Source organism: Duganella sp. LjRoot269 (assembly GCF_964254095.1).
Taxonomy (GTDB): Bacteria; Pseudomonadota; Gammaproteobacteria; order Burkholderiales; family Burkholderiaceae_D; genus Rugamonas; species Rugamonas hordei.
In genome coordinates this window covers 3,312,016-3,333,908 of record NZ_CAXUSL020000001.1, presented here as the reverse complement: position 1 = coordinate 3,333,908, position 21,893 = coordinate 3,312,016, and the positions used below count along the sequence as shown (strand labels likewise).

Below are 21,893 nucleotides of genomic sequence, written 5' to 3'. Positions count from 1 at the left end.
AGTTAAATATCTTTACGTGGACTTCTCTATGCTGGGTTTTTTATGCTGATCGTTGCTGTAGCGTGGATTTACGTGGTCGGGCTGATGGCCCTGACGGAAACCAGTGTCGTTGCGGGAATTGTAACGTTTTTGTTCTACTGCGTGCTTCCGCTTGGCACATTGATTTATATTTCCGGCACCAAAGCCCGCCGCCGCAAAAGGGAACTGGCCGCGCACGCGGCACGCCAGGCGGCAAAACCGGCCGAAGGCGAAGACTAAGCCCGCGGCGGTGCGAGTCATTTGATCCAGATCAACGCAGCTTGACGGCCCGTGACGCCGTCCCGGCGGTAGGAATAGAAACGGCCGGAGTTGGAGACGGTGCAGAATTCGCCGCCGTACACTTTCGCCACGCCGGCCCGGTGCAGCAGGTGGCGCGCCAGCGCGTACATGTCGGCCAGGTACTTGCCCGGCTTGCCTTCGATGGGCGAAAACGCCGCCTCCACGTGGCGCACGCTCGATTCGTCGAACGCGCCGCCAAGGAAGGCCTGCCTGACGTCCGGCCCCACCTCGAACTGATAGGCGCCGATTGCCGGCCCCATCCAGGCCATCAGCTCGCCGGCGCCGGCCGCGCGCATCGATTCCACGGTATTTTCCAGCACGCCGGACGCCAGGCCGCGCCAGCCCGCATGGGCGGCCGCCACGGTCTTGCCTTCTGCATCGCAGAACAGCACCGGCAGGCAATCGGCCGTCATGACGACACACACCTTGCCCGACGTGGTGGACAGGCTGGCGTCGGCCTCCGGCACCTCCTGCATCCGCACCTTGGCCACATCGACCACCGTCGTGCCATGCACCTGCGACAGCCAGACCGGATCGCCCGGCAGCAAGGCGCGCAGGATCTCGCGATTGTGGGCCACGTTGTGCGGCTGATCGCCGACGTGGGTGCCCAAGTTCAGGCCGCCACCGCCCATGCCGTCGCCGTACGGCGCCGGGCTGACGCCGCCGCGCCGCGTGGTGGACAGCGCCCCCACATGGTCCGGCAAGCCCGGCCAGTGCGGGATCAGCCATTGCTGCTGGATCGTAGTCATCAAATCTGTTCCGGCTCCTCTATGCCCGCCCTCACCAGCAGCGCGGCGAAGTCTTCGGCCAGCGGCACTTGCCACTCGCGCTGCTCGCCGGTGGCGGGATGCACCAGACCCAGGCGGCGCGCCTGCAGCGCCTGGCGCGGGAAATAATCGGCCAGGTGCTGCTTGCCGTACGTCGTGTCGCCCACCAGCGGGAAGCCGATCGACATCATGTGCACGCGGATCTGGTGGGTGCGGCCCGTCTCCAGGCGGCACTGCACCAGCGTCACGGGACGGCCCTCGCCCAGCTTGCCGCCGCCCAGCACCTGGTAGTGCGTGATGGCAGGCTTCGAGCCCATGCCGGTCGAGACCGCCATTTTGATGCGGTCCTTCGGATGGCGCCCCATCGACGAATCGATCGTACCGCTGATGCGCGGCATGCCCCACACGACCGCGTAGTATTCGCGCTTGACGGTGCGCGCGGCCAACTGGCGCACCAGGTCGGTCTGGGCCGGCAGCGTCTTGCCGACCACCATCAGGCCGCTGGTGTCCTTGTCCAGCCGGTGCACGATGCCGGCGCGCGGCACACCCGACAGCTGCGGGCAATGGTGCAGCAGGCCGTTGAGCATGGTGCCGGACCAGTTGCCGGCGCCCGGATGGACCACCATCCCGGCAGGTTTGTTGATGATGATCAGGTGCTCATCTTCATAAACGATGTTGAGTTCCATCGCTTCCGGCTTAAAAGCCTCGTCTTCCGGCGCCGGTTGGGGCAGAATGACGATCTTCTCGTCGCCGTAGACGGTTTCCTTGGTGCTTTTGGCCGGTTTGCCGTCGACCGTGACGAAGCCGTCGGTGATCCACATTTGCAGCCGGCCGCGCGAAAATTGCGGGACCAGGCCGGAAATGACTTTATCGAGGCGCTGGCCGCAGAATTCCGGGGTCAGTTCCAGTTCGATCGGAGCCAGGCCGTCTTCATCGTCGCCGAAATCGCCGTCTTGCTCAACCAGCAGGACAGCATCGGATTCGTGTTCGGAGGAAGATTCAGCCAAATTCGGCTTTGGAGTTAATATCACAGCATTCCTATCGGCTATAATCAGCCTTTGTAAAACTTTGGTTAAACAGCTTCTTGCAAAACATATGCAAAAAAAATTGAAAGTAGTCGCAGCAACGTTGGTTCTGCTCAGTTTGTCCGCTTGCGGTTTGTTCTCGGAGAAAATCGACGAGACTAAAGGTTGGAGCGCTACGAAATTATACTCGGAGGCGACCGAGGAATTGAACGGTCAGCACTACGAGCGCGCAATTCAGTTGTTCGAGAAGCTGGAATCGAGCTATCCGTTTGGTACCTACGCCCAGCAGGCGCAGATGGAAATCGCCTATGCCTACTACAAATCCCAGGACCAGGCCCAGGCGCTGGCGGCCGTGGAGCGCTTCATCAAGCTGCACCCGAACCATGCCAACGTGGACTATATGTACTACCTGCGCGGCCTGATCAACTTCAACGACCAGATCGGCTTCCTGAACTTCATCTACGAGCAGGACGCGACGGAACGCGACCCGAAAGCCACGCGCGAAGCCTACGCGGCCTTCAAGCAACTGGTGGACAAGTTCCCGAACAGCAAGTATACCCCGGATTCGCTGGACCGCATGCGTTATCTGCTCAACGCGATGGCGTCGTACGAAGTGCACGTGGCGCGCTACTACTACCGTCGCGGCGCCTACCTGGCCGCGGCCAACCGCGCCATGGGCATCATGAACGACTACCGCGACTCGCCGGCGATCGAGGAAGCGCTGTTCATCATGATACGCAGCTACGACAAGCTGGGCATGACCGAACTGCGCGACGACACGATGCGCGTGTTCAAGCTGAACTACCCGAGCAGCAAGTTCCTCGACGAAGGCAAGAAAGCCGAACGTCACTGGTGGAAACTCTGGAATTGATGTGAAAACCGGGACCCAGGTCCCGGTTTTTTATTATTTACACAGTTTTACGCAGTAGTTTATTCCGCTACTTTTCGGCGGAAAATCCAGGTGCTGTCGTCCGAATCCTTCTTGACATAGGCATAGCCGTCGACGTTGAACTTCTTCAGCTTTTGCGGATCGGTGATGCCCTTGACCGCCGCGAAGCGCGCCATCAGGCCGCGCGCCCGCTTGGCGTAGAAGGAAATGATCTTGTACTTGCCGTTTTTCCAGTCCTCGAACTGCGGCGTGATCACCGGCACGTCCAGCAGCTTGGGCTTGACCGACTTGAAATACTCCTCGGACGCCAGGTTGACCAGCGTTTCCGCGCCCTGCTCCGCCGCCGTCTGGTTCAGCGCGCGGGTGATGGTCTCGCCCCAGAACGCGTACAGGTCCTTGCCGCGCGGGTTGCTCAGCCGGGTGCCCATTTCCAGCCGGTGCGGATGGATCAGGTCCAGCGGACGCAGCATGCCATACAGGCCGGACAGGATGCGGATGCGCGATTGCGCGTAAGCCAGCTGAGCCGGCTTGAGCGAGCGGGCGTCGAGGCCGCCGTAGACGTCGCCGTTGAAGGCCATCACGGCCTGGCGGCCTTCGGCGGTATCGTGGGTCCACGACGCGTAGCGGGCAACGTTGAGCGCCGACAGGTTGTCGGACAGGTCCATCAGTTCGCCGATCTGCGCCGGCGAAAACTCGCGCAGGCGGGTGATCAGCTGGGCGGAATGGTCGAGAAAGTCGGGTTCGGTGTGCAGCTTGGTAGTCGGAGGCGTCTCCAGGTCGAGACTTTTTGCAGGCGAAAGCACTATCAGCATAAGATTCCAGATAAACATATTTACAGAACTGCCCACATGATACCTGTTCCACCAAAAGTCATCGTCATCGACACCAATGTCTGCCTCGACCTGTTCGTCTTCAAGGACCCGCGCTGGGCCGGCCTGCTGGCGGCGCTGGAAAGCGGTGCGGTCGAGGCCGTCACCCGCTCGGACTGCCGCGACGAATACAACATCGTGCTGCACTACAAGCACCTGCCGCTGGACGACGATACCCGTCCGCTGGCGGCCGCCCGCTTCGACCAGCTGATCAAGGTGGTCGCGCCGGCCGAGTCCGGCGTACGGCTGCCGGTCTGCACCGACAAGGACGACCAGAAGTTCCTCGAAGTGGCGCGCGACGCCCAGGCCGCCATCCTCATCACCAAGGACAAGGCGCTGCTGAAACTGGCGCGGCGGCTGGCCAAGGCCGGCATGTTCAAGGTCATGGTGCCGGAAGCGTGGAGCCTCGAAGCTTAAGGTTTTTTTCGCAACACCAAACCCGGCGCGCTGAGCTAGAATAGGCTATCTGTCCACTACACAGCCGCCATGAACAGCCGCAACAATCTGCCGATTACACCCATCTTGACCAGCCGCCTGCCGGCTGTCGGGACCACTGTCTTCACCCGCATGTCCACCTTGGCCGCGCAAGCGAACGCCGTCAACCTGGGCCAGGGCTTCCCTGATTTTTCCTGCGAGCGCAGCCTGCTGCAAGCCGTCAACGACGCCATGCAGGCCGACTTCAACCAGTATCCGATGATGACCGGCGCGCCGGTGCTGCGCAACGCCATCGTCGCCAAGGTTGCCGCCATCTACGGCCACCAGTACGACGCCAACACCGACATCACCGTCACCGCCGGCGCCACGCAGGCGCTGACCACCGCCATCCTGTGCTGCGTGCACCCGGGCGACGAGGTGGTCGTCATCGAGCCGGTCTACGACAGCTACGTGCCGGCGATCACGCTGGCCGGCGGCGTGCCGGTGCCGGTCGAGATGGAGGTAAGCGAGCGCGGCTATGCCGTGCCGTGGACCAAGGTCGCCGCCGCCGTCAACGGCAAGACGCGGCTGATCATCATCAACACCCCGCACAATCCGACCGGCAGCGTGCTGCGCGAGGCCGACATGCAGGCGCTGGCCGACATCGTGCGCGGCACCGGCGTGCTGATCCTGTCGGACGAAGTGTACGAGCACATGGTCTACGACGGCCAGCGGCACGAATCGGTGTGCCGCCATCCCGAACTGGCGGCGCGCGCGTTTGTCGTCTCGAGCTTCGGCAAGACCTACCACGTCACCGGCTGGAAGATCGGCTACGTGGCGGCGCCGGCCGGCATGACGGCCGAGTTCCGCAAGGTGCACCAGTACAACGTCTTCAGCGTCAACACGCCCATGCAGCACGGCGTCGCCAGCTACATGGCCGATCCCAGGCCCTACCTGGAACTGCCGGCGTTTTACCAGCGCAAGCGCGACCTGTTCCGCGACGGCCTGGCCAACACGCGCTTCGAATTGCTGCCGGCCGACGGCACCTATTTCCAGTGCGTGCGCTACGACAAAATTTCATCGCAAACGGAAGCGGAGTTTGCAGAGTGGCTGACCACTGAAATCAAGGTGGCGGCCATCCCGGTATCGGCGTTTTACCAGCAAGGCAAGGAGTCCGGCATCGTGCGCTTCTGCTTTGCGAAGAAAGACGAGACCCTGGCGCTCGCATTGGAGCGGCTGGGCAAAGTTTAATTGTGGGGATAGTAATGATGGCCGATACCAACCAGGTCGATGCACCGCCATCGGTGCTGCACTTGCTCAACCAGTCGAACCGAAGGCTTGAGCGCTTGCTGCAAAACCTGCGCAATGAACACAACGCCGAGAGCGAACTGCGCGACATCGCCCGCGACGTGATCCAGGCGGTGGAGATCAATCCGGACATCGCGCTGGCCTGCATCTTCCTGTGCCAGATCGCCGGCAGCTACGCGGTGCGCCACTGCATCGAAACGGCGGTGGTGGTGGTGGTGCTGTCGCGCAGTCTGAACAAGAACCCGGCCGACACGCTGACCGTGACGGCGGCGGCGCTGACGATGAACGTCGGCATGCTGCGCCACAACGAAACCTTCCAGAACAAAAACACGCCCCTGAGCAGCGAGGAAATGGCGATCGTGCGCCGCCATCCGGAGGAAAGCGCGGACATGCTCAAGTGCGCGGGCATCGAGGATGCCGAGTGGATATCCTGCGTACTGCTGCACCATGAAAACGACGAAGGCAGCGGCTATCCGGCCGGCATCGCCAGTCCGGAAGTGACGCTGAACGCCAAGCTGCTGAGTCTGGCGGACCGTTACTGCGCGCAGGTATCGGCGCGCAACTACCGGCGCTCGATACTGCCGAACCTGGCGCTGCGCAACCTGATCGACGACAAGGCCGCGCCGGCCGATCCGACGTTGATCGAGCATTTCCAGCGCGAGCTGGGCGATTTCCCGCCGGGCAGTCTGGTGCGCTTGCAGAATGGCGAGATCGGCGTGGTCAGCCGGCGCGCGGGCGACTGCCTGCAAGTGCACTGCCTGCGCACGCCGTCGGGCGCCGCGCTGTCGCCGGCCGAGCTGCGCCGCACCGGCGACGAATCCTGCGCCATCGCCGAAGCGCTGAGCGAAGACCAGGCCTCGATCCGCTTCAGCATGAAGCAAATCTGGGGCCTCCAGGCCAGCCTCTAAAACCCGGTAGATCCGGGGTCAGATCCGACATTTGGACACGAGCTCTGCCGTAGCTTCCGTTACGGCAGAGCTCGTGTCCAAATGTCGGATCTGACCCCGGATCTATCTTGAAAGTTGTTCCAGCTTGCGGTCGATGAAGGCTTGCAGTTCGGGCGTCAGGCCGGCGGTGGCGCGGGCACGCTTGAAGGCTTCGCGCGCTTCAGGCAGATGCTGGTCGGCCTGCAGCGAGATGCCCAGCCCCATCCACCACACGCCGTTTTGCGGCGACAGCTTCAGCGCTTCCCGATAGTGATCCGCCGCCTCGGTATGGCGCTGTTCGCGTTGCAGCACACCCGCCAGGAAGGCCTGGTATTCGGCGCTGCCGCCGGCGTATGGCAGGGTCTTCATCAGCGTGTCCAGCGCCGGGCCGCCTTTTTCCAGTTGCAGTCGTGCCAGCACCATCGCCAGTCCAGGCTGGCGCGGATCGATGCCCAGTGCCAGCCTCAGCTGACGTACGGCGTCGTCGCTGCGCCGGTTTTCCAGCAACAGGCTGATGTAGGTCTGGCGGGCGGCCTCGTTGCGCGGGTCGATGTCCAGCGCGCGCTCGAGGTCGGCCAGCGCGGCGTTGACGCGCCCTTCCTGCAGCGCCACCAGCGCGCGGCGGTAGGTGTTTTCCGCCATCTGCTGTGGGCTGATGTCGTGCGTGATGGTGCCTTCGTTGGCCGGCGCCGCGGCGGATTTGGCGGCGGCCTGGCGTGCGGCCTTGCGTTCCTTGACCATGGCCGGCATCGCCTGCTCGGCCGCCACTTCGGCTTCGGCCGCCGCATTGCGCTTGGCCGGCGCGGCGGGTGCCGGCGCATCGCCGGCAAGCTCGGTTCGCGGCGCAACGGCTGCAGGGGTCGAGTCGGCCGCCGCCGGTCTGACGGCGTCGGGCTGCATGGTGGATGGCGCGGCAGGCTGCGGTTGCGGCTGCACCGGCGTCCGCTCGATGCGCGCACCGGGCGGCACTGAATTATCGACCACCTTGGGCACCGGCCCCACCGGTATGCGATGGCTGACCCAGTACTGCCAGCCAAACCAGCCGCCGACCGCCAGCACCACCAGCGCCGCTCCACCGCCGGCCAGCATCAGCGGCTTGCGGTCGCGCTCGGCCAGCGGCACGGCCTTCAATTCCTGCTGCTGCAATGCGCTGTCCGCACCGCCGCCGCGCGCGTCCAGGTCCTGCAGCATTTTATTGATCAGGCTCATTTGGTCAGCGCCCAGGTCAGGCCGCAGGCGGCAATCAGCAAGCTCAGGCCCCCGGCCAGCCAAGGCCAGCGCACACGTCTGCCGGCTGCACCTATGGTGTCATTGGCCGCCAGGCTCACATGTCGGCTGGACACTTGCTGCTTGCCTTCGCCGAAGCACAGCATCAACGCCTTGTTCGCCATGATGTTGACCAACCGCGGTATGCCGCCGCTGGCCTTGTACAAGCGCGCGATCGCGCCGCGGCTGAACAAACGGCTACCGGTGTAGCCGGCCACGCGCAGGCGGTGCGCCAGGTAATAGTCCATGTCGTCGCGCGACAGCGGACCAAGGTGGTAATGGAAGGTGATGCGCTGCGCCAGCTGGCGGATCGAATTGGCTTGCAGGTGCTGGTTCAGTTCCGGCTGGCCGAACAGGATGATCTGCAGCAGCTTGCGTTTTTCGGTTTCCAGATTGGTCAGCAGACGCAACGCTTCCAGGCTTTCCACCGGAATCGCCTGCGCCTCGTCCAGGCACAGCAGCACCTGCTTGCCGTCGCGCGCCAGCTCCATCAGCCGGTGCGTGATCGACTTCAGCAACTGGTGCTGGTCGACATCGCGCTCCAGCGGCACTTCCAGCTCGTCGGCCAGAGCCAGCATCAGCGTGCGCGGCTCGAGGTAGGGATTGGGGATGTAGGCCGTGACGAAATCCGGTCCCACCGTGGCGATGAATTTGCGGCACAGCAGCGTCTTGCCGGTGCCGACCTCGCCGGTGATCTTGATGAAGCCCTCGCCGCTCTTGGCCGCCACCAGCAGGGTATTCAACGCCTCCTGCGAATGCGGGCTGGTGAAGAAGAAGCTTGTGTCGGGCGTGATGCTGAACGGCGCCTCGCGCAAGCCGAAGTGTTTGCTGTACATATCAGTTGCGCTCCTTGGCACGGCGCGGGTCCAGGTCCTTGATGCGGCGGCTGCTGTCGAGCAAGTCCTGGTTCCAGTCCGAGGAAGTTTCAACGATGGTCGGCTTGATCAGCACCACCAGCTCGCGCTTCTGGACCACGTCGCCGGTGCTGCGGAACAGCGCGCCGATCACGGGGATATCGCTGGCGCCCGGCACGCCGGAACGGTCGGACGTCGTGGCCTGGCGCATCAGGCCGCCGATCGCCACCACCTGACCATCCTGGCCGCGCACCATGCTGTCCATTTCCGACGTCGACGACGCCGCCAGCGGCAGGCTGAAGTTGCCCAGCGAGCCGAGATTCAGTCCCTTGTTGACGGTCGACACCTGGCTCACCGACGGATGCACGTGCAGGATGATATTGCCCTGGTCGTCGATCTGCGGCGTCACGTCCAGCACCACGCCGGAGAAGAACGGCTGCAGGGTCACGGTCGGCGTGGTGACGCCGCCGCCGTTGCCGCTGGTGGTCGTGGTGGTGCTGACGCCGGTGACATAGAATTCATCGGTGCCGATCTTGAGCAGCGCCTTCTGGTTGTTCAAGGTCGCGATGCGCGGGCTCGACAGCACATGCACCGTGCCCTGCCCTTCGAGGAAGGAAATCAGCGCGGCGAAATTGCTGGTCTGGAAGGCCAGGCCGAACAGGGAACCAACCGCGTCGGCCGAGGCGCCCAGCGACGAACCGGTGGTGCCGTTGACGCCGGCCTTGCCGACGCTGCTCAAGGCGCCGTGGCCCAGCGGCGTCAGCGTGGTGTCCGGCTGCAGCATGCCGGCCGAGAAGCGGTTGTTGCCGCCGGCGGCGAACTTGCCGAACGCCGCCCAGTTGACGCCGCTCTGGTAATTGCTGTTCAGCTCCACTTCCAGGATCTTCGCTTCCAGGATCACCTGGCGGTCCACCGACAGCTGGGTCGCCTTCAGGTACATGTCCACGTTGCGCAGCTCGTCCGGCATGGCGCGGATCAGGATCACGCCAGACTGCGGGCTGATGGTCACGCTGCGGCCATCCTTGCCGGTCTCGATGATCGCGTCCAGCGCCGTCTTCAGCTCCAGCCAGAAATCGCTGGCCGATGTGGTGGAGACATTGGCGGCATCGCGCTGCGACTGGTTGCCGCCCTGGCCGGGCGTGCCGCCATTGTTGCCGGAATTGTCGCCACCGCCGCTATTGTTGCCGCTGTTATTCCCGCCTCCACCACTGCTCTGGTTACCGCTATTGCTGGTGCCGGCATTGGCCACCGAGGTCGACGACACCCGCAGGCTGGACACGCCCTTGCGGATCGCCGTCAGGTAATTGACCTTAAACATCTTGGTCTGCATGGTCAGCGGGCGGATGTAGATGCGCGTGCCCTCCACCTTGTAGTCGTAACCGTACAGCTCGCGCACGGCGTCCAGCGCCTCGAACAAGGTCACATCCTTCAGGTTGGCGGTGATGTTCCCCGATACCTCAGGATTGATCAGCATGTTGTAGCGCGTGCCGGCAACGATGGAATTGAAGAACTGCTGCACCGGCACGTTGTTGAACGACACATTGAACCGCTCCTCCAGCACCGCGCGCGCCTTCGGCAATTGCTCGGCCAATTGCGACACCGGCGGCAGCAAGGCGCTGGAGACGGCGTCGCTCTGGGCGGCCGGAGCCGGCTTGGCGGCTGTCTGCTTCGCCATCTCGGCGTTGATCTTGTCGTAGGTATCGCGCGTGGGCGGCGTGGCGCAGCCGTTCAGCAACAGCAGCGTCAGGGAGGCGATAGTCAATATTTTATGCATAGGATTCTTAACGTTTGTGAGCGGCGTTTTTAGCGTCCGCTTCGACTTCAGGGAACAAGGTCAGCACCTGCTGCTCCCGTCCGTTTTTCAGTACCACCTGGTTCTTGCCGACCTTGATCAGGGTGGCGCCGTTGAATTTTTCGCCCAGCGGCACGGTCTGGCCATCGATCACCGCCACCTGGCGCCCGCGCGTGCCGGTCAGCACCGATTGCAGCTGGGGCCCCTTGACGATGGCCGGCGCGGCATCAGGCCCGGTGGCCTGAAGGCGCAGCAACTCCGGCGGCGGCTGCGTCGGATCGGCCATGGTTTGCGCCAGCGCGGCACCCGACATCGCGGCGCAAGCGCACAGCATCAGCAAGCGCCGGCTCATAGCTTCATCCATTTTGAATCCAGGCTCAGCGTGTAAAGGGTCAGCGTCAGGCGCGAGTTCGGGTACTGCTGGGCATCCAGGCTGGCCTTGCCCCAGAACAGCTGGACCGGCAGGCGTTCCAGCTCGTCCATGTAGTTGACCATGTCCAGGTAACTGCCCTGCAAAACGATCTCGACACCATGGCGGTACAGCAGCTCTTGCGGCTTGGCCGGTGGCGCAGCCGGCGCGCCGGCGGCTGCCGGAGGCACAGTCGCGGCGGCAACCATCGCAGCGGCGGCAGCCGCGGACGTCGGGGCGGCGGCAACGGCAGGCTTGGCGGTGGTCGGCGCTTGCGCGGCTTGGGCCGCTTCCGTCAGGCCGGTTGCCGGCAAGGTCTTCATCGACATCAGCCGCAACTTGCCGTTGCCGCGCAACAGCTGCTCAAGCAGAGGCGCGATCTTTTCCGGCGCCACCAGGCCTTTTTGCATGGACAGCAAACCGGAACGGGTGTGTTCGATTTCCTGCCTCAGCGACTTCAGGCGCTCGCGCGCCGGCGTGTCCGGATCTGCCGCATACGCCTGCGCCTTGACTGTGATCTCGGTGTCGATGCCCGCGATCTGGTTCTGCTGCTGCTTGATCTGCGCCTGCAATATCCGCTGCTTGACCAGCAAGGGCTCGAAGGTCATGGTATAGACCACGAACAGGATGGACGCCACGACCGCCAGAAACACCATGGCACGCTCGCGCAACGTCATCGCATCGAGCTTCGTGCTGAGTTTGAGCCACTGCTGGAGTAATCGCTGCTTCATTTGGCCGTCTCCGCCGCAGTCGACTGCAGGTTGAATTCAACGTAGGGCGACGGCGCGGCCACTTGCGCCACAGCGGAAGCCGCCGCCCCGGCTGCCGGCGCCGGAGTCGCTTGCGTCTCCGGACGCGAGATATCCAGGCTGGCAAAAGTCTTGCCATGCATGACGCGTTCGGCCGTCATGCGGGCGATGTAGTTCGGGATCAGCGTCGGCTGCAAGGCTCTGCCCCGCACGCCGATATCGTTGCCGGCGCCGACGATGTGCACGCCGGTCAACCACAGGCCGCTGACGTTCTGGCGCGACAAGGCACGGAAGTATTCAGCATAGCCTGCCGTATTGCCCAGCGAGCCGCCTTGCAGCACCGACTCGACGTCATGCAGCGATTTCAGTTCCGCTTCCGCTTGCGCCACTTCGGCGTCCAACGCCGCGCTCTTCTGGCGCGGTGCGAATTGCACGGTGGCGCGGCCCAGCCGTTGCTCGCGGTCCGCCACTAAGATTTTGCCGGCGGCGGCGCTGCGCTCCAGTTCAGCTACGCGTTGGCCTGCAAACCAGGTCAGCAGCAGCACGCCAGCCACGATCACGCCCAGCGCTTCGGCCATCGGCAACGCCGTGAAAATCTTCTTCTGCTTGAGGAAGATCGGATTGAACAGGTTGATCTGCTGGCTCACAGCACCACCTCCTCGTGCCGCAAAGCCGCGCCCAGCGTCATGAAGAAACGCCGCTGCTGCTCGACGTCCTGCAGCGCCGGCACCTTGCTCAGATCAAACACATCCTCCAGGCCCATGGCCTCGACCGGCATGTACAGGTTGGCCGCCAGGTATTCGTGCAGGCCCGGCGCGCCGATCGGCGCCAGCAGCAGCTTGATCACGTTCACGTAATGGAACTGGCGGTCGAAGTGGTCCAGCGAGCGCTGCAATTCCAGCGTGATCTTGTCGAAGCAATGTTGCTGTTTGTCGGTGTCCGGTTCCAGCAACTGCTCGATGGTGACATCGATACGACGCGACAGATACAGTTCGCCTTTGAAGGTAATCGTCAGCAGGCCGCCCTCGCCATCGAAAGACAGCATGGCCAGTCCGCGTCCTTCGACTTCCAGCAGCGCCGAGATATTCCGCTGCGCCATTTCCGGAATGTCGATGACGGTCAATGCCAGGTTGGCCTCGGCGAACAAGGTTTGGCGCGACTGGATCAGCGCGTTGCGCGCGGCGATCGCAAACATCGAATGGCCGCGCGAAGCATTGCTGGTGTCGACCGGTATATCGAGCACGTCGATGGTGGCGTCGTCGACGTGGAAGTCGAGCATATCCTTCAAGCGCCAGCGCACCGCCGTTTTCAATTCTTCCTGCGGCACATTGGGCGCATCGACCGTCAGCATCTGGTATTCGCCACCGTTGAGCACGGTGCCGCAGCGGTAGCTTGAGACTTTCAATTCCTTGTTCAGGCGCTCCAACGCCTCCGGCGAAAAGCTGGTGTCGGATGGATAGAACGCCGTCAACTCGACCACCGCCTTGGCGTCGCGCACGCGCTGCACGCGGCCCGCACAGACGCCGTCCCTTAGAAAAGTGACCGTGAGCCATCCATCCGTTTTTTTAGCTCTTTTAAAGAAACTCATGCCGGCGATCTAATTGGTTATCAGCACGCGAAGTTTGCGTGCTAGATGATTGATTATATTCAAGTTGCCCCCGTTTTCCTGCCCAGAATTGCAACAATGCTGCAAAAATACACACATTTCCACATAGCTTGCTGTTTTATAGCTGCGCGGTGATCACGCGCTGCACATAATCGGCCCCCGGCGTCGGATTCGGACAAGCGCCGCCGCTCGGCTGATTGCACGCAGTTGCCGTGATGCGGAAGTGTCCTGCGGTTGGATCAGTTGCCGCCCCTCCAGCCCATGGGGCAGCGGGTGCCGTACAAGTCACGGTCACGGTAAAGGCGGATAAGCTCGTGCCGCTGGGCATGCCGAAGTTGTAGCTGGCCCCGCTTGCGCATCCCAGATTGGCCGACGGCGTGCCAGCTCCGCTCTGCAACGCTTGGTACAACGCCCATTCAATACCGGCCTTGGCTGACTGGTAAGCACGGGCGCCCTGCACATCTTGCACCGAACTAGCTTGTTGCGATGTCGTCAGCGATACCACAGCCACCGCCAGTCCAGCCAACACCACCAGCAGGAAGATTGCCGTCACCAAAGCCACGCCGGCGGATTTGCGCAGGGTCGGATAGATCATGGCGTATTGTCCACGTGTACTTGATCTGCCAGCGTCAGCGTTTCAAGATTGTTTGCGGCGCCGCCTTGGTTGGAACGCGCCAATGCGATGGTCAAACCGACCAGGCCGCTTCGCTGGTTGGCGGGCTGGGACACGCTGAAGTCGCAAGCCAGCACATTGTTGGCCAACATGGCAGATTGCAAACCAGAATAGAGTGGATTGCCGACCAAGGTGGCGGGATCGGTCTGCGCCGGAAGGAAGCTGTAATTCCAGTAACGCGTCAACGTTCCCTGTCCGCTCGCATTGCTCTGGCAACGAAACGTAACTGGCTGGCGCGCCAACTGGAATCGATGACCGGGAGAAGCGTTCGGCACGCGGCCAGCTGCGGCGGGCACTGCAAACGGGTTGATAGCCGGCGTAGACGGACTGATATTTTTTATCGTGACCGTAGTACCGCCCGTAGTCGCGTCTATCGCCGTCGTATCGACTAGCGCCATGTTGGTGCCTGCGTAAGCGTCGGCGTCCTGGAAGCCGGGCCCAAGGTTATAGACCACGACGTAATCGCCCGACCTGATAGCATACGGTGCGGCCGGCACGGGCCCGGAGATGCTGAATGTCAGCGCAGATGTGCTGGTAAAACTAAGCGGAGCGGCGGTGAGCGAACCGCCGCTAACATTATCCTCCACCGCAACATACTGGCCACCCGCATATGTCGGAATGAATTCCAGCAGCGAGACGCCGCCCGACACCGTGACGCGTATGCTGTTTGGCAGCGCCGAATGGAGTTCGCGCGACATGCGGCGCAATGCCAGGTCGGCGGTGTCGCTCATGTCGGCCCGGCCGGCGGCGTCGGCATAGTTTTTCACCGGCTGACGGATGAACAACACCATGATGCCGGACAGGATGCCGGTAATAACCATCACAACGATGGCCTCCACCAGCGTGAAGCCGCGCTGGCGAGGGTGGGAGCGTTGGGCGACGGTCTTCATGGCAAGTAATTCGGGGCGTAGCGCGTACGGTAACCGTCCAACTCGATGAAGTCGTTCGGGCCGGTTCCATAGGTGGTCCTGATGGTGATACGGAGCGCCCTCATCGCATCGTTGGAGCTAGCGTCGGAGCTGATGACACGTCCTGCCGGCCCCAACGCGGGCACGTAGTTCAGCGTCATCGTCGTAGTGATACCGCTCATCGAGCTGTTGCCGAGCGTGGTGGCCGACGCATCCTGGCCCAGTGGGCGACCGTTGATATCAGTATCCACGCCCCCAATCGCAAAGCTACGCTGAGCCGTGTTGATGGCGGAGACATAATCATTGACGTTGTCGAAAGGGCGAAGCACGTCGTCAGCCTCCGGCCCGATGATTTCCGGCTGGCTGCAATGCGCGGCATCGGCGACGGTACTGGCGTTGTCGTCGGACGGATCGCAAAAAGTGAAACGAGCCAGTTGAACTTCTTCCATATACGATTCCGCGATCAACATTGCCTGCTTGCGGCGTGCCGGGTCGGTGCTGGACGTGCTGCCAATATTAAGCACCCGCATGATGCCCGCCGCAGCCACGCCAGTGATGACGATGAACAGCACCAGCTCGATGATGGTCAAGCCGTGCTGGCGGCCGAGATCTCTAGTGGACATAACCCGTTTCCGCTTCGACCGTGACGCTGAACGAACTGGTCCCGCTGGTGAAGGTCATCGGCATGATGGTAAAGGAGGAGGTACCGCCAACGGGGTCACCGTTATTATGCGGCCTGCCCATTGCGTCAAAGAAGAAGTAGCCACCGGCAGCCAGTTCATTGCGCGCTGGCGCCGCCGTCACCGTAACATTCGCCGACTTGCCAATGCACATCCAGCTGGAAGCGTAAGAACCGCCGCTGAGGCAGTAGCCCTTGGTGTAACTACTGCCGTTGTTTGAGCCACCGGGATCCAACGCCAGGTTAGCGCTGGAACAGCCGGAGTCAAAACAGACCGCAAAACCGCTAACATCGGAACGAACAAACACTTCGCGGTTCTGGGCGATGGCCAGTTTCTGCGCATAACGGATCATGAGTTTGGCTTGATCGGCATAGGCCTTGGCTTCGAAGAGCTTGTCATCAAAGAAGCGCGATGCACCAATAGCGCCGAGTATGCCGACCAGCAGGATTACCGTGATCAATTCAATCATGGTGAAGCCACCGGATGCCACAAGGCGGGCGGCGCTAACAAAGCGCGGCCTGTGCGAGAGCGGCTTCACAGCTAAACTATGCCGGAACCTGTAGCGATACTTACTTGCAGTTGGTTGCCGTGCCGTTCACCGTGATGACCGGCGGCGTAATGACGCCTGCGGCACTAGTGGCTTCCTTATATGAAATCCAGCACGTCAAGCCGGTGGCATTCGATGACGCACTTATGGGCTGAATCAGTATGGTATTAGCAGCAAATACAGGCAAGGAGGTCGTTGCGGCCGCATTCGGACCAACCGTGACCAGATAATCCGCCCCTGTCAGGCCAGCTGCGGTTGCAGTATTGGCATCCGCAGCGGGATAGCCATTAACCAAGGCAACCGCTTGGCCTTCCAATGTAGTGGTATTGGTGGCGCCGCTGGTGATTAACAGGAATTGACCATGCGCCATTGCGGTAACCGACTTCAGCGAACCACCTGCAGCCTGCAGTGAGGCCGCACGGGCATCACCACCCAAATTGGCGAACTTTGGCAAGGCGGTAGCCGCCAAGATGCCAAGAATTACGATCACAACGATCAATTCGATCAGGGTGAAACCCGCCTGGGCCTGTTTGCGAATTGTGTACATTGCTTGCTTGTTCATTACTCTATTCTCCAAATCGTCCAAAAGGTAAGTCTGCGCGAGTTGCGCTAATCATTGACTTGCTCAAAGGCCACACCGAGGGTATCTGGTGTGCCTGACGGCTTGGCGGGGCTATAGGGCAAGCGAAGCAATTTTACCTTGAATTTCAAACGTTTCAGTTGAGCATCTCCAAAAGAATTTCTGATATTTAACAAATAGACCAGAGTCTTGTTGCTCCGGTCGAAATACCAATTCCCTTTGGCGACATCGCCATCCGCCGGGGAAAAATATTCGCCGGCATAATTGATGGGCTTATCAATTAACAAATTTAACGGATTTTGTTCGGCCAAAATCGTTAAATCCACACTGCGCCCGGGCAATCTTCCTTGCACCACCTTAATTTCTAAGGCCGTGCGTACATTGGCCACCGTCAGTTGAACCGACGCCTGCTCCGCTTCGTCTTGGTAATACCATATCCGCTGGAGCAAAATTGTCATCAAAATACCAATGACCGCGACTGCGACGCCGAACTCAAGCAAGCTGGCGCCCCGTTGTTTCGTAGTCACAAATGTAGGCAAAAAGACCACAATTTTCCCCATTTGGGCGATTTAATGGTGCAAGGCTGCCTTGCCCAGGTCCCAGATCGGCAGGAAGATACCCAGCGCCAGCACCAGAACCATGATGCCGAGGAAGGTGATCAGGATAGGTTCGATCTGCGCCGACAAGGTCTTCAGCTCGTAGTCCACCTCGCGCTCGTACATCAGCGCGATCTCGTCCATCAGGTCGTCGATCGAGCCGCTCTCCTCGCCCACCGCGATCATCTGCAGCACCACCGGCGTGAACACGCCGGCGGCGGCGGCCGTGCGCAGGATGCTGTCGCCCCGCTCCACCCCGTCACGCATCTGCTCGACGCGGGCGCACAGGTAGGAATTGTCCACCGTCTGCGACACCACCGTCAGCGCCTGCACAATGGGCACGCCGCTGCGGCTGGACAGCGCGAAGCTGCGCGCGAAGCGCGCCATCGTGGCTTTCAGCACGATCTTGCCGGCGACCGGGATGCTCAGCTTGAACTTGTCCCACTTATATAAGCCCGCAGCGGTGCCGACCCAGGCGCGGAAGCCCCAGAAGGCGCCGGCCGCCGCCACCGCCATCACCGGCCAGTAGCGCACCGTAAAGTTGGAGGTGCCGATCAGGATGCGCGTCATCAGCGGCAGCTCGGCGTGAAAACTGGCAAACACGCCGACAAACGCCGGGATCACGAACATGTTCACCACCACCATCGCCGCCACCATGGCGAACACGACGAAAGTCGGATAGCGGGTCGCCGACTTGACGCGCTGGCGCATGTCGCGGTCGAACTCCAGGTGGTCGAACAGGCGCAGGAACACTTCCTCCAGCTGGCCGGTCATCTCCCCCACCCGCACCATCGACAGGTAAAACGGCGAAAACACGGCCGGATGGCGGCGCATCGCGGCCGACAGCTCGCGGCCCGAATCGAGCGATTCGCGCAAATCCTTGATGACCTTGCCGAACGACTTGCTGACCGCCGATTCCTGCAGGCCGGCCAGGCCGCGCATGATGGGCACGCCGGACTTGAGCAGTGTGTACAACTGCCGGCTGAACAGCTGCACGTCCATCGACGTGACTTTTTTCTCGAACAGCTTGACCCACCATGCCTCGTCGTTACCGGTCACGGCCTTCTTGGTCACCAGGATCTCAATCGGCGTCACGCCGGTATTGAACAGCTGGTCGGCGACGGCGCCGCTGTCGGCCGCCTCCAGCACGCCCTGCATCAGCTCGCCGCGCGCGTTGCGGCCCTTGTAGGCGAAAAACGGCACGTCAATCCTCGATCTGGTTGCTGATGCGCATCGCTTCCGACACCGTCGTGCGGCCCTGGATCACCAGTTGCACCGCATGCCGGCGCAGCGTTTCGCCGGCCATTTCGGCCGCAGCCACCTTCAGGAAGTGGGCCGGATCGGGATCGTTGGCGGCGTCGACCACGGCGCGCGTCATTTCCAGCAGTTCATAGACACCGGTCCGGCCGCGATAGCCCATGCCGTTGCAATGCGAACAACCCTTGCCGTGGAAATAGCGCGCCTTGTCGACCTTGTCGTTGAGCTCCATGCTCAGCCATTCGCGCTCGGTCGGCGTCAGCTCGTACGGCGTGGTGCAGCTTTCGCAGATCACCCGCACCAGGCGCTGCGCCAGCACCGCCTGCAGCGAACTGCCCACCATGTAGCGCGGCACGCCCATGTCCATCAGCCGCAGCGGCGTGCTGCGGGCATCGTTGGTGTGCAAGGTCGACAGCACCAGGTGACCGGTCATCGCGGCGCGCAGGCCGATTTGCGCGGTTTCCTGGTCGCGCATCTCGCCGACCAGCACGATGTCCGGGTCTTGCCGCAGCGCGGAACGCAGCACGCGCGCGAAGTTCAGTTCGATCTTGTCGTTGACCTGCACCTGGTTGATGCCGGGCAGCCGGTATTCAACCGGGTCCTCGACGGTGATCAGTTTCTTTTCCACCGAATTGAGCTCCGCCAGCGCGCAATACAAGGTGGTGGTCTTGCCGCTGCCGGTCGGCCCGGTGACCAGCACCAGCCCGTTCGGCCGCTGGACGATGGCGCGGAACTTGTCCAGGATGCCGCGCGGCATGCCGATCGCGTCCAGCCGCAGCTGGGTGGAACCCTGGCTCAGCAGACGCATGACCACCGACTCGCCAAACTGGGTCGGCATGGTGGAAATACGCACGTCGATGCGCTGGTTCTTGACCCGCACGGCGAACCGGCCGTCCTGCGGCAGCCGTTTTTCCGAGATGTCGAGGTCGGACATCAGCTTCAGCCGCAGCGCCAGCGTCGGGGCGATCTTGATGTCGGCCTCGGTCTGCAGGTGCAGCACGCCGTCGATGCGGAAGCGGATCTGCAGCCGGCCTTCCTGCGGCTCGATGTGGATGTCCGAGGCGCGCACCTGGGTGGCGTCGTCGAACACCGATTGCAGCAGCTTGACGATGGGCGCTTCTTCCAGGTTCGGATTGCCGGCCGCCAGCGCGCCGAAATCGACCGAGACGTCGCCGATATCCTGTTCCAGCTCGCGCGCCAGGTCGGAAATATCGTCGGTGCGGCGGTAAATCCGGTCGATGACGCCCAGCACCTCGGTCTCGTTGACCACGGCCAGCTCGATCGGCTGTTTGACGATGCGGGTGATCTCGTCATAGGCGAACAGGTCGGTCGGGTCGGACATGCCGACCAGCAGCGAGCCGCGCCGGTCTTCCAGCACCAGCGCGCGGAAGCGCCGGGCCTGGGTTTCCGGCAGCAGCCGCACCACCTCGGGATTGACGTTGAAGAACTTCAGGTTCAGGTAAGGAATATTGAGCTGGCGCGCCAGCGCGCCGGCGATCTGTTCCTCGGTAACATAGCCGTTTTCGATGAACACCCGGCCCAGCTTGCGCCCGCTGCGCTTTTGCTCGGCCAGCGCCAAGCCCAGCTGTTCCTCCGACAGCAGCTTTTGCTGCACCAGGATTTCCCCCAGACGGACCTTCTCCGGCCTTGCCATACCCGCTCCCTGTTTCTGTGCCACACGTCAATTGTTCGCCATTCTAGTGGAGTTTGCCACGCTTGCGAGTGGCATCGCGCCCAGGTGTCGCTTTCTGCGCACGAATGCGCTACAGTGTCATTCGTTTCCCAGCCTCAAGCTCTCACCTTCCATGACCGCACCCGCCCTGCGCTTCCAGCAAGTCGTCAAACGCTACGGCCAGGCCAGCGTCTTGCAAGGCGTGGACCTGGAATTGCAGGCCGGCGAGTGCTTCGGCCTGGTCGGCGTCAACGGCGCCGGCAAGACCAGCCTGATCAAATGCCTGCTGGATTTTTGCGCACTCGACGGCGGCGCCATCGAAATCTTCGGCCAGCCGCACCAGCGCCCCGCCAGCCGCCAGCCGCTGGGTTTCCTGCCCGAGCGCTTCATGCCGCCCTATTACCTGACCGGCGCCGACTTCATCCGCTACCTGCTGACCCTGCAAGGCATCACCTATGACCAGGACGCAGTGGCCGTGATGCTGGCCGCGCTGGACCTCGATGCGGACGCGCTCAAACGCACCGTGCGCAGCTATTCCAAGGGCATGACGCAAAAGCTCGGCCTGGCCGCCTGCCTGCTGGCGCGCAAGCGGCTGTACGTGCTGGACGAGCCGATGAGCGGCCTCGACCCGAAGGCGCGGGCGCTGCTGAAACAACAACTGCAGGCGCTGCACAGCGCCGGCAGCACGCTGTTCCTGACCTCCCATGCGCTGGCCGACGTCGACGAACTGTGCGACCGCATGGCCATCCTGCACGACGGCCGCATCCGCTTTGCCGGCACGCCGGCCGAGTGCCGCGACCACTACCGCGCCGATACGCTGGAACAAGCGTTCCTGGCGTGCATCGCGTGAGCGGCAGCATGTACCAGTCGCATTTCGGCCTGCGCGAATCGCCGTTCGGCATCACGCCGAACCCGGCGTTCTTCTATTCGGGCAATACCCGCGGCGAGATCCTGCAGGCCTTGCTCTATGCGGTGAGCCACGGCGAAGGCATCGTCAAGGTGACCGGCGAGGTCGGCGCCGGCAAAACCATGCTGTGCCGCATGCTGGAAAGCCGGATGCCGGCCCATATCGACGTCATCTACCTGGTCAATCCCAACCTCGACCCGCACGAAGTGCAGCACGCCATCGCCGCCGAGCTGGGGCTGGGCACCCATGGCCTGCGCACCGATGAAGTCCAGCGCGCGCTGCAGGCGGACTTGATCGCCCGCCACAGCCGGGGCCGGCAAGTGGTGCTGCTGGTCGAGGAAGCGCAGGCGATGCCGCTCGAGTCGCTGGAAGCGATCCGCCTGCTGACCAACCTGGAAACGGCGCGCAGCAAGCTGCTGCAAATTGTATTGTTCGGCCAGCCCGAGCTGGACCAGCACCTGGAGCTGGCCAAGATGCGCCAGCTGAAAGAGCGCATCACCCACAGTTTCGAGGTCCCGGCGATGGCGCCGGCGCTGGTGGGCGAGTTCCTGGCGCACCGGCTGCGCGCGGCCGGCCACGACGGCCCGGCGCTGTTCAGCCCGGCGGCGGCGCGGTTGATCGGCGACAGTTCGGAGGGCATTGTGCGCCGTATTAATATCCTGGCCGACAAGGCGCTGCTGGCCGCCTTCGCCGCCGACGCCGCCACCGTCAGCGCCCGTCATGCCCGGCAGGCGATCCGCGAATCGCCGTTCCGCCGGCGCCGCCCGCTGCTGCGTCCTGTTGCTGTCGGTGTGCTGCTGGCCCTGTTAATTGTTGCAATGTGGCGGGGTATCCTTGCCGTCTCGCCAAATTTGTAAGATCATGTTACATACAATTGCAAA

At 62.6% G+C, this 21,893-nt stretch carries 25 protein-coding genes; 7 read left to right on the top strand and 18 right to left on the bottom strand.

The genetic code is table 11. The annotated features are described in order from the left end of the window. Window positions 1–42 precede the first annotated feature (42 nt). Entirely contained in the window at window positions 43–258 is a 216-nt protein-coding gene (locus ACSQ3S_RS14995; protein WP_176650378.1) for a hypothetical protein, read from the top strand. A gap of 17 nt (window positions 259–275) precedes the next feature. Here the strand turns inward: ACSQ3S_RS14995 and pgeF are convergent, their stop codons facing one another. Both pgeF and ACSQ3S_RS14985 read right to left on the bottom strand, forming a co-directional pair. Further along, the gene (gene pgeF / locus ACSQ3S_RS14990; RefSeq protein ID WP_436142862.1) at window positions 276–1,067 is read right to left on the bottom strand and encodes a peptidoglycan editing factor PgeF; all 792 of its coding nucleotides are present in this window, start codon (window positions 1,065–1,067) and stop codon (window positions 276–278) included. Beyond that, on the bottom strand, window positions 1,067–2,092 hold the full coding sequence (locus ACSQ3S_RS14985) for an RluA family pseudouridine synthase (protein ID WP_436142861.1): 1,026 nt from the start codon (window positions 2,090–2,092) through the stop codon (window positions 1,067–1,069). Before ACSQ3S_RS14985 ends, pgeF begins: the two co-directional genes overlap by 1 nt. An 88-nt stretch (window positions 2,093–2,180) precedes the next feature. On the opposite strand from ACSQ3S_RS14985, the gene ACSQ3S_RS14980 reads away from it, so the two are divergent. Beyond that, the gene (locus tag ACSQ3S_RS14980) at window positions 2,181–2,981 is read left to right on the top strand and encodes an outer membrane protein assembly factor BamD (protein ID WP_176650375.1); all 801 of its coding nucleotides are present in this window, start codon (window positions 2,181–2,183) and stop codon (window positions 2,979–2,981) included. 59 nt (window positions 2,982–3,040) lie between these two features. On the opposite strand, the gene yaaA is transcribed toward ACSQ3S_RS14980, so the two are convergent. Further along, window positions 3,041–3,811, bottom strand: a complete 771-nt coding sequence (gene yaaA / locus ACSQ3S_RS14975; protein WP_436142860.1) for a peroxide stress protein YaaA — start codon at window positions 3,809–3,811, stop codon at window positions 3,041–3,043. A 36-nt stretch (window positions 3,812–3,847) separates the two neighbouring features. Here yaaA and ACSQ3S_RS14970 point away from each other — a divergent pair, with 36 nt between their 5' ends. The 3 genes from ACSQ3S_RS14970 (at window position 3,848) to ACSQ3S_RS14960 (ending at window position 6,498) form a co-directional block, all read left to right on the top strand. Continuing rightward, window positions 3,848–4,285, top strand: a complete 438-nt coding sequence (locus ACSQ3S_RS14970) for a putative toxin-antitoxin system toxin component, PIN family (RefSeq protein WP_176650373.1) — start codon at window positions 3,848–3,850, stop codon at window positions 4,283–4,285. A 69-nt stretch (window positions 4,286–4,354) separates the two neighbouring features. Next, window positions 4,355–5,533, top strand: a complete 1,179-nt coding sequence (locus tag ACSQ3S_RS14965; protein ID WP_436142859.1) for a pyridoxal phosphate-dependent aminotransferase — start codon at window positions 4,355–4,357, stop codon at window positions 5,531–5,533. 14 nt (window positions 5,534–5,547) lie between these two features. Then, window positions 5,548–6,498, top strand: a complete 951-nt coding sequence (locus ACSQ3S_RS14960; RefSeq protein ID WP_436142858.1) for an HD-GYP domain-containing protein — start codon at window positions 5,548–5,550, stop codon at window positions 6,496–6,498. A 102-nt stretch (window positions 6,499–6,600) separates the two neighbouring features. On the opposite strand, the gene ACSQ3S_RS14955 is transcribed toward ACSQ3S_RS14960, so the two are convergent. From ACSQ3S_RS14955 to ACSQ3S_RS14885, 15 genes are all read right to left on the bottom strand, one after another. Then, complete coding sequence (locus ACSQ3S_RS14955) at window positions 6,601–7,725, bottom strand: tetratricopeptide repeat protein (protein WP_436142857.1); 1,125 nt, start codon at window positions 7,723–7,725, stop codon at window positions 6,601–6,603. After that, window positions 7,722–8,618 carry an ExeA family protein gene (locus ACSQ3S_RS14950; RefSeq protein WP_353397944.1) on the bottom strand — a complete coding sequence of 299 codons (897 nt, stop codon included), beginning with the start codon at window positions 8,616–8,618 and terminating at the stop codon, window positions 7,722–7,724. The genes ACSQ3S_RS14955 and ACSQ3S_RS14950 overlap by 4 nt, the downstream gene beginning before the upstream one ends. Window position 8,619: 1 nt before the next feature. Continuing rightward, complete coding sequence (mshL, locus tag ACSQ3S_RS14945; RefSeq protein ID WP_436142856.1) at window positions 8,620–10,398, bottom strand: pilus (MSHA type) biogenesis protein MshL; 1,779 nt, start codon at window positions 10,396–10,398, stop codon at window positions 8,620–8,622. 19 nt (window positions 10,399–10,417) lie between these two features. Beyond that, a complete protein-coding gene (locus tag ACSQ3S_RS14940; RefSeq protein WP_436142855.1) occupies window positions 10,418–10,792 on the bottom strand; it encodes a hypothetical protein in 375 nt (124 codons plus the stop codon). Continuing rightward, window positions 10,777–11,568, bottom strand: a complete 792-nt coding sequence (locus ACSQ3S_RS14935; protein ID WP_436142854.1) for a type II secretion system protein GspM — start codon at window positions 11,566–11,568, stop codon at window positions 10,777–10,779. Before ACSQ3S_RS14935 ends, ACSQ3S_RS14940 begins: the two co-directional genes overlap by 16 nt. Beyond that, window positions 11,565–12,233 carry a hypothetical protein gene (locus ACSQ3S_RS14930; protein WP_436142853.1) on the bottom strand — a complete coding sequence of 223 codons (669 nt, stop codon included), beginning with the start codon at window positions 12,231–12,233 and terminating at the stop codon, window positions 11,565–11,567. The genes ACSQ3S_RS14935 and ACSQ3S_RS14930 overlap by 4 nt, the downstream gene beginning before the upstream one ends. Continuing rightward, entirely contained in the window at window positions 12,230–13,174 is a 945-nt protein-coding gene (locus ACSQ3S_RS14925) for an agglutinin biogenesis protein MshI (RefSeq protein WP_353397931.1), read from the bottom strand. Before ACSQ3S_RS14925 ends, ACSQ3S_RS14930 begins: the two co-directional genes overlap by 4 nt. 136 nt (window positions 13,175–13,310) lie before the next feature. Next, window positions 13,311–13,787: a pilus assembly PilX family protein gene (locus ACSQ3S_RS14920; RefSeq protein ID WP_436142852.1), complete on the bottom strand. Its 477-nt coding sequence runs from the start codon at window positions 13,785–13,787 to the stop codon at window positions 13,311–13,313. Next, entirely contained in the window at window positions 13,784–14,755 is a 972-nt protein-coding gene (locus ACSQ3S_RS14915) for a type II secretion system protein (RefSeq protein ID WP_436142851.1), read from the bottom strand. The genes ACSQ3S_RS14920 and ACSQ3S_RS14915 overlap by 4 nt, the downstream gene beginning before the upstream one ends. After that, the gene (locus tag ACSQ3S_RS14910) at window positions 14,752–15,396 is read right to left on the bottom strand and encodes a type IV pilus modification PilV family protein (RefSeq protein ID WP_436142850.1); all 645 of its coding nucleotides are present in this window, start codon (window positions 15,394–15,396) and stop codon (window positions 14,752–14,754) included. The genes ACSQ3S_RS14915 and ACSQ3S_RS14910 overlap by 4 nt, the downstream gene beginning before the upstream one ends. Next, the gene (locus tag ACSQ3S_RS14905) at window positions 15,386–15,943 is read right to left on the bottom strand and encodes a pilus assembly FimT family protein (protein ID WP_436145023.1); all 558 of its coding nucleotides are present in this window, start codon (window positions 15,941–15,943) and stop codon (window positions 15,386–15,388) included. Before ACSQ3S_RS14905 ends, ACSQ3S_RS14910 begins: the two co-directional genes overlap by 11 nt. Window positions 15,944–16,022: 79 nt before the next feature. Beyond that, window positions 16,023–16,562 (bottom strand): type II secretion system protein, encoded by a 540-nt coding sequence (locus ACSQ3S_RS14900; RefSeq protein ID WP_436142849.1) that lies wholly within the window; start codon window positions 16,560–16,562, stop codon window positions 16,023–16,025. A 47-nt stretch (window positions 16,563–16,609) separates the two neighbouring features. After that, window positions 16,610–17,107 carry a type II secretion system protein gene (locus ACSQ3S_RS14895; protein WP_436142848.1) on the bottom strand — a complete coding sequence of 166 codons (498 nt, stop codon included), beginning with the start codon at window positions 17,105–17,107 and terminating at the stop codon, window positions 16,610–16,612. Between the two features lie 42 nt (window positions 17,108–17,149). Beyond that, window positions 17,150–18,379 carry a type II secretion system F family protein gene (locus ACSQ3S_RS14890; protein WP_436142847.1) on the bottom strand — a complete coding sequence of 410 codons (1,230 nt, stop codon included), beginning with the start codon at window positions 18,377–18,379 and terminating at the stop codon, window positions 17,150–17,152. Window position 18,380: 1 nt separating this feature from the next. After that, on the bottom strand, window positions 18,381–20,087 hold the full coding sequence (locus tag ACSQ3S_RS14885; protein ID WP_176650359.1) for a GspE/PulE family protein: 1,707 nt from the start codon (window positions 20,085–20,087) through the stop codon (window positions 18,381–18,383). 151 nt (window positions 20,088–20,238) lie between these two features. Here ACSQ3S_RS14885 and ACSQ3S_RS14880 point away from each other — a divergent pair, with 151 nt between their 5' ends. Together ACSQ3S_RS14880 and ACSQ3S_RS14875 are read left to right on the top strand one after the other, a co-directional pair. Continuing rightward, on the top strand, window positions 20,239–20,955 hold the full coding sequence (locus tag ACSQ3S_RS14880; RefSeq protein WP_436142846.1) for an ABC transporter ATP-binding protein: 717 nt from the start codon (window positions 20,239–20,241) through the stop codon (window positions 20,953–20,955). 8 nt (window positions 20,956–20,963) lie between these two features. Then, on the top strand, window positions 20,964–21,869 hold the full coding sequence (locus ACSQ3S_RS14875) for an ExeA family protein (protein WP_436142845.1): 906 nt from the start codon (window positions 20,964–20,966) through the stop codon (window positions 21,867–21,869). The last annotated feature ends 24 nt before the right edge of the window (window positions 21,870–21,893 follow it).

Coding starts and splice junctions, on each gene's coding strand:
- ACSQ3S_RS14995 (WP_176650378.1), top strand. CDS start 43: ATGCTGATCGTTGCTGTAGCGTGGATTTACGTGGTCGGGCTGATGGCC.
- pgeF (WP_436142862.1), bottom strand. CDS start 1,067: ATGACTACGATCCAGCAGCAATGGCTGATCCCGCACTGGCCGGGCTTG.
- ACSQ3S_RS14980 (WP_176650375.1), top strand. CDS start 2,181: ATGCAAAAAAAATTGAAAGTAGTCGCAGCAACGTTGGTTCTGCTCAGT.
- yaaA (WP_436142860.1), bottom strand. CDS start 3,811: ATGCTGATAGTGCTTTCGCCTGCAAAAAGTCTCGACCTGGAGACGCCT.
- ACSQ3S_RS14970 (WP_176650373.1), top strand. CDS start 3,848: ATGATACCTGTTCCACCAAAAGTCATCGTCATCGACACCAATGTCTGC.
- ACSQ3S_RS14965 (WP_436142859.1), top strand. CDS start 4,355: ATGAACAGCCGCAACAATCTGCCGATTACACCCATCTTGACCAGCCGC.
- ACSQ3S_RS14960 (WP_436142858.1), top strand. CDS start 5,548: ATGATGGCCGATACCAACCAGGTCGATGCACCGCCATCGGTGCTGCAC.
- ACSQ3S_RS14955 (WP_436142857.1), bottom strand. CDS start 7,725: ATGAGCCTGATCAATAAAATGCTGCAGGACCTGGACGCGCGCGGCGGC.
- ACSQ3S_RS14950 (WP_353397944.1), bottom strand. CDS start 8,618: ATGTACAGCAAACACTTCGGCTTGCGCGAGGCGCCGTTCAGCATCACG.
- ACSQ3S_RS14940 (WP_436142855.1), bottom strand. CDS start 10,792: ATGGATGAAGCTATGAGCCGGCGCTTGCTGATGCTGTGCGCTTGCGCC.
- ACSQ3S_RS14935 (WP_436142854.1), bottom strand. CDS start 11,568: ATGAAGCAGCGATTACTCCAGCAGTGGCTCAAACTCAGCACGAAGCTC.
- ACSQ3S_RS14925 (WP_353397931.1), bottom strand. CDS start 13,174: ATGAGTTTCTTTAAAAGAGCTAAAAAAACGGATGGATGGCTCACGGTC.
- ACSQ3S_RS14920 (WP_436142852.1), bottom strand. CDS start 13,787: ATGATCTATCCGACCCTGCGCAAATCCGCCGGCGTGGCTTTGGTGACG.
- ACSQ3S_RS14915 (WP_436142851.1), bottom strand. CDS start 14,755: ATGAAGACCGTCGCCCAACGCTCCCACCCTCGCCAGCGCGGCTTCACG.
- ACSQ3S_RS14910 (WP_436142850.1), bottom strand. CDS start 15,396: ATGTCCACTAGAGATCTCGGCCGCCAGCACGGCTTGACCATCATCGAG.
- ACSQ3S_RS14900 (WP_436142849.1), bottom strand. CDS start 16,562: ATGAACAAGCAAGCAATGTACACAATTCGCAAACAGGCCCAGGCGGGT.
- ACSQ3S_RS14885 (WP_176650359.1), bottom strand. CDS start 20,087: ATGGCAAGGCCGGAGAAGGTCCGTCTGGGGGAAATCCTGGTGCAGCAA.
- ACSQ3S_RS14880 (WP_436142846.1), top strand. CDS start 20,239: ATGACCGCACCCGCCCTGCGCTTCCAGCAAGTCGTCAAACGCTACGGC.
- ACSQ3S_RS14875 (WP_436142845.1), top strand. CDS start 20,964: ATGTACCAGTCGCATTTCGGCCTGCGCGAATCGCCGTTCGGCATCACG.